Raw genomic sequence first — 12,770 nt, forward strand, 5'->3', positions numbered from 1 at the left:
CTGAGATGTACGCCCCTGCACGGGAAGTTGTTCCCAATGTGACTCAGGCGACACGAAGATAGGGGTAGTACTACCCGGTTCTCGGGTGGCGCGCCGGTATGTCGGACTGTTTCCACGCGACGGTCGGACAGCGGTTAACCTCAGCGGCGTACCAGACGGCCCGGCCGTCGACGTCCGCCGCCACCCATCACTGTCCGGGAGCGCCCTGATGAGTTTCGCGCGAGTGCGAGCACTCGTAATCGTCGGCATGCTGGCGGTGATCGCCCTGGTCTTCGTCGTGGTCGCGGTGGTCCGGGACACCCAGAGCAACGCCGGTGCCGCCGAGGGATGTCCCGCGGACTGGCCCCGTGCCGACGTGACCCTGCGCGACCACAAGGATGTCAAGATCCGGGTGCTCAACGGCACCGACCGCCCCGGGTTGGCCTCCAGCGTCGGCGACGACTTCCGCAACCGCGACTTCCAGGTGGAAAAGGAAGCAAACGAGAAGAAGCAGATCGACGAGGTCGCGGTGCTGCGTTACGGCCCAAAGGGGGTCGGATCCGCCCATCTGCTGCGGGCCTACTTCCTCGGCAACGCCGAGCTGGAGTACGACGCCAAGCGCCCGGACGATGTCGTCGACGTCGTGCTCGGCAACGAGTTCCAGCAGTTGGCCACCACCACCGAGGTCAACCAGTCCATCGGTGACCTGGGCGCCCCGGTCGCTCCGCCCGGTTCCTGCCCGATGCCGGTCGACAACTGACTCCGGCCGCCGGGCCGCTCGAATCCCGTGACGTGGACAGCACCCCTGGCCGTACGGACCGACATCATCGACCGCACGGCCAGATCCCGACTCGTCCGGCCGGGCGACACCGAGGCCCCGGGCCGGTTCGGCGAGGGTCGTACGGGCTCAGGGGCCCCCGTCGGCGTCCAGTTCGACCAGGCGGTCGTGCAGCGGGGTGAAGAGCGCCGCCGGCGCGGCGAGGACCATGTCCGGGCCGGGGGCCCGCCCCCGCAGGCCACCTACCCGCAGACCCGCCTCCGTGGCGACCAGCGCCCCGGCCGCCTGATCCCAGGCGGCCAGCCCCTTCTCGAAGTACGCGTCGGCCCGCCCCTCGGCCACCAGGCAGAGGTCGATGGCGGCCGCACCGAGTCGGCGGATGTCCCGTACCTGCGAAATCAACTCGGCCACCACCCGGGCCTGATGGGCCCGACGGGCCGGGTCGTAGCCGAATCCGGTGATCACCAAGGTCTGTCCCAGGTCGGTCTCGGCGGAGCAACGCAGCCGCCGACCGGCCCGCCAGGCCCCGCCGCCGAGGGTGGCGGTCCACTCCTCGCCGGTGTGGATGTTGCGCACCACACCGGCCACCACCTGGCCCTCGACCTCGGCGGCGATCGACACCGCGGAATGCCCCAGCCCGTACAGGTAGTTGATCGTGCCGTCGATGGGATCCACGATCCAGCGCACCTGGGCGGTGGCGTCGCCGGGGGCCGCCGCGCCGTACTCCTCGCCCAACATGGCGTCGTCCGGCCGCAGCCGCCGCAGGGCCTCGCTGATCTGGCGCTCGACGGCCCGGTCGGCGGCGGTCACCACGTCGGTGACGGTGCTCTTGGTCGCGGCGACGGAGACCCCCTCGGAGCGCATCCGGGAGGCGGTGTCGGCGGCCTCCCGGGCCACCTCGACCGCGATTTCCAACAGTTCCTGCGCCGCCGGGCGATCCATCATCCGTCCCCTTCCCGCACGGCCGGGTATCCGGGTCGCACGCGGGTATCATCCTTACAAACTCCACAAGCGCACCGAATCGGCGGCCCCGGCCGTCGTTCAGCCGTGCGGCGCAGGATGATCGCCGCAGACGGCGTTACAATTCACCCCTGCCCACGCGCCACGGACGACCGAACGACCGGTCGGCCGGGGACACGGGGGTTCCTCAACCACATCGCCCGGCACGGTGCACCACTCTGCGCCGGACGATCCGGCCGTGCTCGCTCTTCGCCTCCGGAAGGTCATTCGTGACAGAACCCCGCCAGACCGGCGCCGACGTTCGCTCGCTCACCGACACCCTGATCGCCCACGCGCAGAGCGCCGGCGGCCAGCTCACGTCGGCCCAGCTCGCGCGCACCGTCGAGTCCGCCGAGGTGACTCCGGCCCAGGCCAAGAAGATCCTGCGGGCGCTCTCCGAGGCTGGAGTGACCGTGGTGGTCGACGGCTCGGCCAGCACCCGTCGCCGGGTTGCCGCCGCCCGCTCCGCGACCCCGGCGTCCCGTGCCACCACTGCCAAGACCACCAAGAAGGCGGCACCGGCCGCCCCGTCCGCCCCGAAGCAGGCGCCCGCCGCCGAGGAGGCCACCGCCCCGGCCCCCCGGAAGGCGACCTCCCGTAAGACCGGCACCACCGCCGAGGTGGCCGCCAAGGCTGCCGCTCCGGCCAAGAAGTCGACCCGGGCCACCAAGGCGACCGTGGCCGCCGCGAGCGCCGGGAAGCCCGCCAAGGCCGCCGGTAAGGCCAAGGGGGAGGGCGCCGAGGGTGACGTCGACCCCGAGGATCTCGCCGCCGAGATCGAGGACGTGGTGGTCGAGGAGCCGGCCGAGCTGGCTCAGGCGGCCGAGGCCGATGCGGCGAACTCCGCCAGCGACAACGACTTCGAGTGGGACGACGAGGAGTCCGAGGCCCTCAAGCAGGCCCGTCGGGACGCCGAGCTGACCGCCTCGGCCGACTCGGTCCGGGCGTACCTCAAGCAGATCGGCAAGGTCCCGCTGCTCAACGCCGAGCAGGAGGTGGAGCTGGCCAAGCGGATCGAGGCCGGGCTCTACGCCGCCGAGCGGCTGCGGGCGGCCGACGAGGGCGAGGAGAAGCTCGCCCGCGACATGCAGCGGGACCTGCTCTGGATCTCCCGGGACGGTGAGCGGGCCAAGAACCACCTGCTGGAGGCCAACCTCCGCCTGGTCGTCTCCCTCGCCAAGCGGTACACCGGTCGCGGCATGGCCTTCCTCGACCTCATCCAGGAAGGCAACCTCGGCCTCATCCGCGCCGTCGAGAAGTTCGACTACACCAAGGGCTACAAGTTCTCCACCTACGCCACCTGGTGGATCCGACAAGCCATCACCCGCGCCATGGCCGACCAGGCCCGCACCATCCGCATCCCGGTCCACATGGTCGAGGTGATCAACAAGCTGGGTCGGATCCAGCGCGAGCTGCTCCAGGACCTGGGCCGCGAGCCCACCCCGGAGGAGCTGGCCAAGGAGATGGACATCACACCGGAGAAGGTGCTGGAGATCCAGCAGTACGCCCGGGAGCCCATCTCGCTCGACCAGACCATCGGCGACGAGGGCGACAGCCAGCTCGGTGACTTCATCGAGGACTCCGAGGCCGTGGTGGCGGTCGACGCGGTCTCCTTCTCGCTGCTCCAGGATCAGCTCCAGCAGGTCCTCCAGACGTTGTCCGAGCGTGAGGCGGGTGTGGTACGCCTGCGGTTCGGTCTGACCGACGGTCAGCCACGCACCCTGGACGAGATCGGCCAGGTCTACGGTGTGACCCGCGAACGCATCCGGCAGATCGAATCCAAGACCATGTCCAAGTTGCGACACCCGTCGCGTTCCCAGGTGTTGCGCGACTACCTCGACTGATCAGTAATCGTCAACTGATCGTGTCGTTTTGATCACCTGGCGTCAAGGCCGGGCGGTGATCAGGTGGTTGCGCGAATGTGATCGTTGACGTGACACCCGGGGTACCCGGCACACTGTCGGTGCCAGGTGTGACCTCGGTCCCCCGGGGGCACACAGGGAAGGCGAGACCCGGGATGGGTGTTGCACGATAGGTGACCAAGACCGAAGAGAGTGTTCATCGGTGACGACCAGAGGAGGAAGGCGATGACCCCGACCCTCACGCCGCCGCCCGAGACGGTGAGCCCCCCGGCCGCCGATGAACGGTGCGACCGCTGCAATGCCGCCGGCAAGCTCCGGATCACCCTCGCGGGCGGTAGTGAGCTGGTGTTCTGTGGACACCACGCCAACAAGTACGCCGAGGATCTTGTGAAGATCACCGTACGGTACGCGACGGACCCGGAGTTCTCCTGGCGCGGCGCCGACCTGATAGCCAACTGAGGATTCACAACCCGACATAAAGCGGCCGGAGGCATCCACTGGATGCCTCCGGCCGCTTTCGTCATCCCCATCCCCACCCCGCACCCCGGCGTTGTTGATCAAGAGGTTTGCGTCACGAGAACGCGGGTTCGTGACGCAAACCTCTTGATCAACAAGGGCTGGGTGGTGGGCTTGGCCGGGGTGAGCGGGCGGGGTTGGGTGGGTGGGAGGTTAGAGGGTCTGGACGGTGGCTATGCGTTCTTCCAGTTGTTCAATGGTGGCCTGGGCGCTGGGAGGGCCGCCGCAGAGCCGGCGCAGTTCGGCGTGGATCTTGCCGTGCGGCTGGCCGGTACGGTGGTGCCGGGCGGCGACCAGGGCGTTGAGTTGCCGGCGCAGGGCCACCCGGCGCTGGGCGGCGCTCATCGGGGCCGGTGGGGCCGCCACCGGAGCCGACGACTCGGACTGCCGCTCGGCGGCGCGGCGGCGCCGGGCGGCCAGCTGCTCGGCCTGCCGCTTGGACAGCAGGGCGGCGACCTGGTCCGCGGTCAGCAGGCCCGGCAGCCCCAGGTACTCCTCCTCCTCCGGAGTGCCCGCCTGGGCGGCCGTGCCGAAGGAGGCACCGTCGAAGATCACCTGGTCCAGTTCGGCGGTGGCGGACAGGGCGGCGAAGCGCTTCTCCAACTCGCCGCTGGCCTGCTCGTCCCGTTGGGCCCGCTCCAGCAGGTCGTCGTCGAAGCCCTCCCGGTCCTTGGGCTTGCCGAGTACGTGGTCCCGCTCGGTCTCCATCTCGCTGGCCAGCCCGAGCAGGTGCGGCACGCTGGGCAGGAAGACCGAGGCGGTCTCCCCCGGCCGACGGGCTCGGACGAACCGGCCGATGGCCTGGGCGAAGTACAGGGGGGTGCTGGCGCTGGTGGCGTACACCCCGACGGCCAGCCGGGGGATGTCCACCCCCTCGGAAACCATCCGCACCGCGACCAGCCAGCGTTGCTCAGAGGCCGCAAAGGTCGCGATCCGGGCCGAGGCACCCACGTCGTCGGAGAGCACCACGGCGGCCTTCTCCCCGGTCACCTGCTCGATGAGCTTGGCGTACGACCGGGCGGCCTGCTGGTCGGTGGCGATGACCAGCCCACCGGCGTCCGGCATGCCGGCCTCCCGGAGCACGCTCAGCCGGGCGTCGGCAGCCCGCAGCACCTGGGGCATCCAGTCACCGGCCGGGTCCAGGGCGGTACGCCAGGCCTGGGCGATGAGATCCTGCGTCATCGGCTCGCCCAGCCGGGCCGCCAACTCCTCACCGGCGTTGGTACGCCACCGGGTCTCCCCCGAGTAGGCCAGGAACAGCACCGGCCGGACCACGCCGTCGCGCAGGGCGTCGGAGTAGCCGTAGACCGAGTCGGCCCGGGAACGCAGCAGACCGTCCTCGCCGCGCTCGTAGCTGACGAAGGGGATCGGATTGTCGTCCGAGCGGAACGGGGTACCGGTCAGCATCAGTCGGCGTACCGCGGGCTCGAAGGCGTTCTTCACCCCGTCGCCCCAGGTACGGGAGTCGCCGGCGTGGTGGATCTCGTCCAGGATGACCAGGGTCCGCCGGGTCATGGTGCGGCGCCGGTGCACCTGGGGGGCCATGCCGACCTGCGCGTAGGTGACCACCGCGCCGTGGAAGTCGGCCGAGGAGTGCAGGTCGGCGTTGCGGAAGGCGGCGTCCAGTTGGATGCCGACCCGGGCCGCGGCCTGCGCCCACTGGGTCTTCAGGTGCTCGGTCGGAGCGACCACCGTGACGGCCTCGACGGTGCCGTCGGCGAGCAGTTCGGCCGCGATCCGCAGGGCGAAGGTGGTCTTACCGGCGCCGGGGGTGGCGACCGCGGTGAAATCCTCGCTGCGCCGGCGCAGGTACTCCACCAGTGCCTTACGCTGCCAGGCCCGCAGGGGCGGGAAGGTCTCGAGCGCCGGCGTCCGGGCTGCCACGCGTTGGCTCCTCTCCGATGCGCACGATGGCCCGACCGCAGGCCGACGGACCGGGCCGAGGGGCAGGTCGGTCGCCCCATGAAAACGCCTCCGCGCGCCAGGGCCGCGAAGGCCGATTCAGCATAACCAGCACCGGCCCCGCGCCCCACTCGACGCCACACCGGGTGGTCCCCCGGTGGCGGGTCGCGCTAGTCCGGGGTCGGTCCGGGGGTGCCGGTGCGCGGTGGTCGCAGGGTCGCCACCGGCGCCGACCAGCGTCGTCGCAGGGCCACCAGGCGTACGCCGAAGACCAGGACCACCGCCGCGGTGAGCGGGGCCGGCCCGGCGTGGCCGAGAGTGTCCAGGAGCACCACCAGGATCGCCCCGGCCAGAGCGGCCACGGCGTAGATCTCCCGTCGCAGCACGACCGGGATCTCGGCGGTCAGCAGGTCGCGGCAGAGCCCACCACCGATGGCGGTGATCATGCCGATCAGACCGGCACCCACCGGGGGCACCTGGGCGTCCAGGGCCTTGAGGGTGCCGGCGACGGTGAACAGCCCCAGCCCGGCCGCGTCCAGCACCAGCACGGTGGTGCGGAGCCGGGCGAACTGGGGGTGCAGCCAGAAGATCGCCCCGGCGGTGACCGCGGCGGTGGTCGCGTACCGCCAGTCGGCGAAGGCCAGGGGCGGAACCTCGCCGATCACCAGGTCCCGGACGATCCCGCCACCGAGGGCGGCGACGAACCCGACGAAGACGACACCGAACAGGTCGAGCCGCTTGGCCACCGCCGCGGAGGCACCCGAGGCGGCGAAGACCGTGACTCCGGCCAGGTCGGCCAGGAGCAGGGCGGTGGAGGTGGTCACCGCCGCAGGTTACGCCGCCCGAGCAGGCTCACTCGGAGTACGAGTCGTAAATCTCCTTGCACTTCGGGCAGACCGGCGATCCCGGTTTGGGAGTCTTCGTCACCGGAAAGGTCTCTCCGCACAACGCCACGACGAAGGTGCCCATGACGGCACTTTCGGCGATCTTTTCCTTCCGGACGTAGTGGAACATCTCCGGACCGGTGTCGGCGTCCTTCAGTTCCGGACGCTCAAGGACCTGTGCGCTCACGTCTGCACCTCCGACCGTCAAGTCTTGCAGGTCCGCGTGGCCTCGGTCCACCTGAGGGTGACCTGCACCGCTGGGCAGTACGGTGGGCAACCGTGACCAACTTTCATCTTCGCTACGGCACCGAGGTGGCCGAGGCGCTGCGCGAACGCCGTCCGGTGGTCGCCCTGGAAAGCACCATCGTCTCGCACGGCCTGCCCCGGCCGGACAATCTGACGGTGGCCCGTCAGATTGAGCAGGCGGTGCGGGACGCCGGCGCGGTGCCGGCCACCATCGGCATGGTCTCCGGTGAGGTGGTGGTGGGCCTCGATGACGCCGAGCTGACCCGGTTGGCCACCGCCGACGGCGTGACCAAGCTCTCCGTACGTGATCTGGCCGTGGCCGCAGCGACCGGCGCGGACGGTGCCACCACGGTGGCCGCGACGAGTGCCCTGGCCGCAGCGGCGGGGATCAGGGTGTTCGCCACCGGTGGGCTCGGCGGGGTGCACCGGGAGGCGGCGCAGACCTTCGACGAGTCGGCCGACCTGGTGGCCCTGGCCGCCACCCCGATCGCGGTGGTCTGCGCCGGGGTCAAGTCGATCCTCGACGTCGGCGCGACGCTGGAACGCCTGGAGACCCTGGGGGTGACCGTCGTCGGCTACCGCACCCGCCGTTTCCCGGGCTTCTTCATCACCGACGGCGGCTTCGACCTGGACTGGTCCGTCGACTCCCCGGAGTTGATCGCCGAGATCCTGGCCGCGCGCGAACAGCACGGCGTCCAGCACGGCGGCCTGGTGGTCGCCAACCCGCTGCCCACCGAGGAACAGCTGGATCCGCAACTGCACGACCGTACCCTCGCCGAAGGGCTGGCCCGGCTGGAGCGTGACGGGATCAGCGGCAAGGCTGTGACGCCGTACCTGCTGGCTCACTTCCACTCGGCCACCCAGGGCGCGAGCCTGGCGGTCAACGTCCGGATCATCCTGCGTAACGCCGACCTCGCCGCCCGCATCGCGGTCGCCGCCGCCCGCCGTGGGTGACACCGTGCCCGCCGACCCTGCGAGACCCGACCCGGCCGGTCAGGGCGGTCGGATCCTGGTAGTCGGTGACGTGATCACCGACGTGGTGGCGATGCTGGCCGGCCCGCTGGCGTCCGGCTCGGACACGGCGGCGGAGATCCGGTTCACCGGGGGCGGTCAGGCCGCCAACACGGCCGCCTGGCTGGCCGCCCAGGGGGTGCCGGTGACGCTCGTCGCCGCGGTCGGTGACGATGCCGCGGGGCGGGACCGGGTGGCGGAGTTGATCGCCGCCGGGGTGGACTGTGCCGTGGCCCGGATCGCCGGATGCCCCACCGGCACGGTGATCGTGCTGGCCGCAGGCGACGAACGCACCATGATCACCGAGCGTGGAGCTAACCTGCGGTTGACCCCGGAGCATGTCGAGCAGGCCCTGGCCGGGGCACCGGAGGCGACCCATCTGCACCTGTCCGGGTACGTCCTGCTGGACCCCGGTTCCCGACCGGCCGGGCTGCACGCGCTGGCCCTCGCCCGTCAGCAGGGCCTGACCACCAGCGTCGACGCGGCCTCCGCGGCCCCCCTGCGGGCGGCCGGGGCGGCGGCCTTCCTGTCCTGGGTACGCGGGGTGGATGTGCTGCTGGTGAACACCGACGAGGCGGCCGTGTTGGCCGGCGGGCTGGATCCGGTGGCGCAGGGGCGGGCCCTGGCGGCCTCGGCCCGACGGGTGGTGGTCAAGCAGGGGGCGGCCGGCGCTACCTGGGTGGACCGGCAGCCGACGATCGTGGCCATTCCGGCGCGCCGGGTGGCGGTGACGGACGTGACCGGAGCCGGTGACGCCTTCGCCGCCGGGCTGCTGACCGCGTGGCTGGCCGGGGCACCGCCCCACGCCGCCCTGGAGCGGGCCACCCGCCTCGGTGCGGCGGCGGTCTCCCAGGTCGGCGCCCGCCCGAGCGACTGATCCGGCCGCGCGGTCCCGCGAGACAGACGACACCGCCCCCGTGGGCAGAACCGGTACCACGGGGGCGGTGGGCAGCACCGGCTACCCGGCCGTCAGGGCTCGCCGTCGATGATCTTGTGGGGTCGTTCCTCGGTGGTGAGACTCATCGCCGGGGCCTCGGTCGACCGGCCGGCCCGGAACCGGTTGGCCAGCCGGTGTCGCTCCTTCGGCGGGCGGTCGTTGGCGAGCAGCACCGCCAGCCAGGGGACGACCAGCATGCCCACCGCCAGCAGGGGCAACCAGAGCCAGAGCAGGGGTGTGCGGGCGCTGACCAGGATGGCACCGACGATCAGACAGGCCACCCGGATGCCCATCATCACGATGTAGCGCCGTTGCCGGGTGGTCAGTTGGTCGTCCTGGCTTCGCGAGGCGTCGGTGATGAGGATCGGTCGGTACGCCTGACGCTTCACCCTCTACCTCCTCGGGGATTGTTCCCCATCCTGTCACTGCCACCGGCCCGCCGACGAGGAATGTCCGGCCCCCGGATCCCGTGTTACGTACGTGGTACGCTCTCGCCGTGGGCAGCCGGTTCAGCTTCACCGACGAGGCGTTGGCCAACCTGCGGGTCTACGACGTCACACCGGGGGAAGTCTGGGCGGCGCTGCACAGCGGTCGGCGAGTCATCCGCCACCTCGGCGACGACGTGATGGTGGTCTACGCCACCACCGCCCAGGGGCGGCGGATCGCCGTACTGCTGGCCGAGGCCGACGGGGCCGACAACGACTGGGACGTCCTGTCCGCCCGCGAGTTGAGTGACATCGAGGCCAAGCGCTACGACGAGGCCGTACGAAGATCCCCGGAGAGCAGGAGGCGGTGACGATGGACCGTCACGACGCGACCAAGCAGTTCCACGGCGGCGGCGAGCGACTCGCCGAGTTGATCGACGAGAGCCGACCCGTGGAGCTACCCGTCCCCGACACCGACACCCCGATGGTCAGCCGCTCGGTCAGGCTGCCCCTGGAGACCTACGAGCGGGTCCGGGAAGCGGCCGACGCCCGGGGCATCGGGGTGACCACCCTGATGCGGCAGTGGATCGAGGCCGGCCTCGCCGACCTGGACGACTCCGCCACGGTCTCACTGGCCGACGTCCGGCGGGCCATCGCCGCCCTGGCCCAGCCCAGCGCCGCCTGACGATCGACCCGGGCCGCCGGACCGAAGGCGGAATCCGGCCGGCGATCAGGCCCCGGCGGCCTTCGCCTTCGCCGCCGCCTTCATCTGCTGCTTGTACTCACGGACCAGGCGCAGCGACTCCGCGTCGGTGACATCGGCCACGGAGCGGTGGGCCTCCGGGTCGCCGTAGTCGCCGGCCGCCTCCCGCCAGCCGGGCGGTTGCACCCCGAACCGTTTGCCGAGCAGGGCGAGGAAGATCTGCCCCTTCTGCCGACCGAAGCCGGGCAGGGCGGTGATCCGGGCGAGCAGTTGCGCCCCGTCCGGCACCTCGGCCCATAGCCGGGCGGCATCGCCGTCGTAGTGCTCGACCAGCGCCCGGCACACCTCCTGCACCCGGGCCGCCATCGCCTTGGGGAACCGGTGCAGGGCTGGCGGCTGGGCGAAGAGGGCCACCAGGGCCTCCGGGTCGTACCCGGCGATCTCCCGGGCGTCCAGGTCGTGCCCGAGTCGCTGAGTCAGCACGTACGGAGAAGAGAACGCCTTCTCCATCGACACCTGCTGGTCCAGCACCATGCCGACGAGCAGGGCCAACGGCTCGCGGGCCAGCAGCCGGTTCGCCTCCGGGTCAATGGGCAGTGACAGCGTCATGAGACCATCCTGCCGTCCACCGGGCGGCTCCGGACACATCCTTGCCCGGACGCGCGTGGTGTCTCGTCAGTACGAGGGAGGCAGTTCGATGGCCATCGGCAGTGAGCAGCGCCGCCGCGAACGCCGACCAGAGGTCGAGGCCCTCTTCGGTCGGAAGCGTGTCGAGGCCGCCCTCGATCTTCTGCACCTGGCCGACATGGCGTGGCACGACTGCTATCCGAATGACCTGGAGATCGAGCCAAGGGTCCTCGCCGACATCCTGCTGTGTTCCCGGGGTGACCTGGCCACGCTGATCCGTGTGACGCTCGAAGCGATCATCGATTTCCGGGACGTGCGCATCACGGCCGACGAGTTACGCGCGGAGCAAGCTCAGTAGCGGCGTGACCGAGTCACGAGGCAGCCATGTTCCCCCCTCGGCATGGACCACCGGCGCCAGGTGATCGAGGCGTGTCGCATCCGTCAGCGTGCCGACCTCGACCCGTGGCACCTGAGGGAGAATTCAGGCATGGGCCAGGCCGACCGGATCGATCACGAGGAGTTGCGGACTCCTCGGCTGTCACTGCGCCGCCCGACCTCCGCCGACATCGACACCATCCATCGCATCCACCGCGCCCCCCGGGCGTACGCCCACAATCCGGCTGACGCCCTCGACACCCGCGCCGAAGCCGAGAAGCTCTACGACCTGCCTCCCCCGGAAGCGGTGGGGCAGTCCACCCGATTCGGAACTGAGGTTAGGCTGTGCTAACTTCGGCGTCGGCCGCTTCGCTAAGGCGGTTGCTCGACCAACCGGAGAAGGGGTTCACCGTGCCTGCCACCCGCCGCATCGCGAGTGCGTTGCTTGCCGCCAGCCTGCTCACCGTGGGCCTGGCCGCCTGCGGATCGGGCGAGGAGGACACGACGAACGGCTCCGGCCAGTCGACCGACAAGCAGATCACGGTTTACAGCGGCCGCAACGAGCAACTGATCAAGCCCCTGCTGGACAAGTTCACCGAGCAGACCGGCATCGCCGTCAACGCCCGCTTCGCGAACACCGCGCAGCTCGCGGCCCAGCTGGTCGAGGAGGGCGACAAGTCCCCGGCGGACGTCTTCCTGGCTCAGGACGCCGGGGCCCTCGGCACGGTCGCCAAGCAGGGCATGTTCAGCACCCTGCCGGAGGCCACCACGGCCAAGGTGCCGGCCACCTACCGTGCCGGCAACGGCCAGTGGGTCGGGGTGAGCGCCCGTGCCCGGGTGCTGGCCTACAACCCGGACCTGGTGTCGGCCGACCAGTTGCCCGCCTCGGTGTTCGACCTCACCGGACCGGCCTGGAAGGGCAAGGTCGGCGTGGCACCGACCAACGCGTCGTTCCAGGCGTTCGTCACGGCCATCCGGGTGCAGCACGACGACGCCAAGGCCGAGGAGTTCCTGCGCGGCCTCAAGGCCAACGACCCGCAGATCCGCGACGGCAACGGCAAGATCCTCGAGGACGTGCTCAACGGGGCCACCCCGGTCGGCCTGATCAACCACTACTACCTCGGCGAGGTCGCCAAGGAGCAGGGCACCACCCCGGACGCCCTCAAGGCCAAGCTGCACTTCTTCCCCGGCGGCGACACCGGTGCCCTGGTCAACGTCGCCGGCGTGGGGGTGCTCAAGCGCGCGGCCGACAACCCGGACGTGCAGAAGTTCGTGGACTTCCTGCTCGGCACCGAGGCCCAGACCTACTTCGCCGAGCAGACCTACGAGTACCCGGTGATCGAGGGGGTGCCCGGCCCGGCGTTCGTGCCCGCCCTGGCCGACCTGGCGGTGCCGCAGATCGACCTGAACGACCTGGACACCCTGGACGCCACCGTCGCCATGATCAAGAACTCGGGGCTGGTCCCCTGACCGCTCCCCCGACCGTCACAGGGCCGCCCCGCACCGGGTCGGCCCTGTCCGGCGTA

The 12,770-nt window shown here is 70.9% G+C and carries 16 protein-coding genes; 10 read left to right on the top strand and 6 right to left on the bottom strand.

What is annotated here, in order from left to right; all coding sequences use genetic code 11:
* Positions 1-223: 223 nt before the first annotated feature.
* Positions 224-739: a LytR C-terminal domain-containing protein gene (locus tag OIE53_RS14545; RefSeq protein ID WP_327022092.1), complete on the top strand. Its 516-nt coding sequence runs from the start codon at positions 224-226 to the stop codon at positions 737-739.
* Positions 740-886: 147 nt separating this feature from the next.
* On the opposite strand, the gene OIE53_RS14550 is transcribed toward OIE53_RS14545, so the two are convergent.
* Complete coding sequence (locus OIE53_RS14550; RefSeq protein ID WP_327022093.1) at positions 887-1,702, bottom strand: inositol monophosphatase family protein; 816 nt, start codon at positions 1,700-1,702, stop codon at positions 887-889.
* A gap of 284 nt (positions 1,703-1,986) precedes the next feature.
* On the opposite strand from OIE53_RS14550, the gene OIE53_RS14555 reads away from it, so the two are divergent.
* Positions 1,987-3,600 (top strand): RNA polymerase sigma factor, encoded by a 1,614-nt coding sequence (locus OIE53_RS14555; protein ID WP_327022094.1) that lies wholly within the window; start codon positions 1,987-1,989, stop codon positions 3,598-3,600.
* Between the two features lie 243 nt (positions 3,601-3,843).
* Positions 3,844-4,077 (top strand): DUF7455 domain-containing protein, encoded by a 234-nt coding sequence (locus tag OIE53_RS14560; protein ID WP_327022095.1) that lies wholly within the window; start codon positions 3,844-3,846, stop codon positions 4,075-4,077.
* Between the two features lie 210 nt (positions 4,078-4,287).
* On the opposite strand, the gene OIE53_RS14565 is transcribed toward OIE53_RS14560, so the two are convergent.
* From OIE53_RS14565 to OIE53_RS14575, 3 genes are all read right to left on the bottom strand, one after another.
* The gene (locus tag OIE53_RS14565) at positions 4,288-6,018 is read right to left on the bottom strand and encodes a DEAD/DEAH box helicase (protein WP_327022096.1); all 1,731 of its coding nucleotides are present in this window, start codon (positions 6,016-6,018) and stop codon (positions 4,288-4,290) included.
* A 188-nt stretch (positions 6,019-6,206) separates the two neighbouring features.
* Entirely contained in the window at positions 6,207-6,860 is a 654-nt protein-coding gene (locus tag OIE53_RS14570; protein WP_327022097.1) for a trimeric intracellular cation channel family protein, read from the bottom strand.
* Between the two features lie 28 nt (positions 6,861-6,888).
* The gene (locus OIE53_RS14575; RefSeq protein WP_327022098.1) at positions 6,889-7,107 is read right to left on the bottom strand and encodes a DUF3039 domain-containing protein; all 219 of its coding nucleotides are present in this window, start codon (positions 7,105-7,107) and stop codon (positions 6,889-6,891) included.
* A gap of 92 nt (positions 7,108-7,199) precedes the next feature.
* Between OIE53_RS14575 and OIE53_RS14580 the strand changes: the two genes are divergently transcribed.
* Together OIE53_RS14580 and OIE53_RS14585 are read left to right on the top strand one after the other, a co-directional pair.
* The gene (locus OIE53_RS14580; RefSeq protein WP_327022099.1) at positions 7,200-8,120 is read left to right on the top strand and encodes a pseudouridine-5'-phosphate glycosidase; all 921 of its coding nucleotides are present in this window, start codon (positions 7,200-7,202) and stop codon (positions 8,118-8,120) included.
* A gap of 4 nt (positions 8,121-8,124) precedes the next feature.
* Positions 8,125-9,054 carry a carbohydrate kinase family protein gene (locus tag OIE53_RS14585; RefSeq protein ID WP_327022100.1) on the top strand — a complete coding sequence of 310 codons (930 nt, stop codon included), beginning with the start codon at positions 8,125-8,127 and terminating at the stop codon, positions 9,052-9,054.
* 92 nt (positions 9,055-9,146) lie between these two features.
* Here the strand turns inward: OIE53_RS14585 and OIE53_RS14590 are convergent, their stop codons facing one another.
* A complete protein-coding gene (locus OIE53_RS14590; protein ID WP_327022101.1) occupies positions 9,147-9,503 on the bottom strand; it encodes a DUF3099 domain-containing protein in 357 nt (118 codons plus the stop codon).
* Between the two features lie 107 nt (positions 9,504-9,610).
* Here OIE53_RS14590 and OIE53_RS14595 point away from each other — a divergent pair, with 107 nt between their 5' ends.
* Together OIE53_RS14595 and OIE53_RS14600 are read left to right on the top strand one after the other, a co-directional pair.
* Positions 9,611-9,910: a hypothetical protein gene (locus OIE53_RS14595; RefSeq protein WP_327022102.1), complete on the top strand. Its 300-nt coding sequence runs from the start codon at positions 9,611-9,613 to the stop codon at positions 9,908-9,910.
* A gap of 2 nt (positions 9,911-9,912) precedes the next feature.
* A complete protein-coding gene (locus tag OIE53_RS14600) occupies positions 9,913-10,224 on the top strand; it encodes a hypothetical protein (protein ID WP_327027207.1) in 312 nt (103 codons plus the stop codon).
* 45 nt (positions 10,225-10,269) lie between these two features.
* Here OIE53_RS14600 and OIE53_RS14605 read toward each other — a convergent pair whose 3' ends face one another.
* Positions 10,270-10,851 (bottom strand): HhH-GPD-type base excision DNA repair protein, encoded by a 582-nt coding sequence (locus OIE53_RS14605; protein ID WP_327022103.1) that lies wholly within the window; start codon positions 10,849-10,851, stop codon positions 10,270-10,272.
* An 88-nt stretch (positions 10,852-10,939) separates the two neighbouring features.
* On the opposite strand from OIE53_RS14605, the gene OIE53_RS14610 reads away from it, so the two are divergent.
* The 3 genes from OIE53_RS14610 (at position 10,940) to OIE53_RS14620 (ending at position 12,714) form a co-directional block, all read left to right on the top strand.
* Positions 10,940-11,227 carry a hypothetical protein gene (locus tag OIE53_RS14610; protein ID WP_327022104.1) on the top strand — a complete coding sequence of 96 codons (288 nt, stop codon included), beginning with the start codon at positions 10,940-10,942 and terminating at the stop codon, positions 11,225-11,227.
* Positions 11,228-11,356: 129 nt separating this feature from the next.
* On the top strand, positions 11,357-11,596 hold the full coding sequence (locus tag OIE53_RS14615) for a hypothetical protein (protein ID WP_327022105.1): 240 nt from the start codon (positions 11,357-11,359) through the stop codon (positions 11,594-11,596).
* A 59-nt stretch (positions 11,597-11,655) separates the two neighbouring features.
* On the top strand, positions 11,656-12,714 hold the full coding sequence (locus OIE53_RS14620) for an iron ABC transporter substrate-binding protein (protein WP_327022106.1): 1,059 nt from the start codon (positions 11,656-11,658) through the stop codon (positions 12,712-12,714).
* Positions 12,715-12,770 lie beyond the last annotated feature (56 nt).

This window comes from Micromonospora sp. NBC_01739 (genome assembly GCF_035920385.1).
Lineage (GTDB): Bacteria > Actinomycetota > Actinomycetes > Mycobacteriales > Micromonosporaceae > Micromonospora.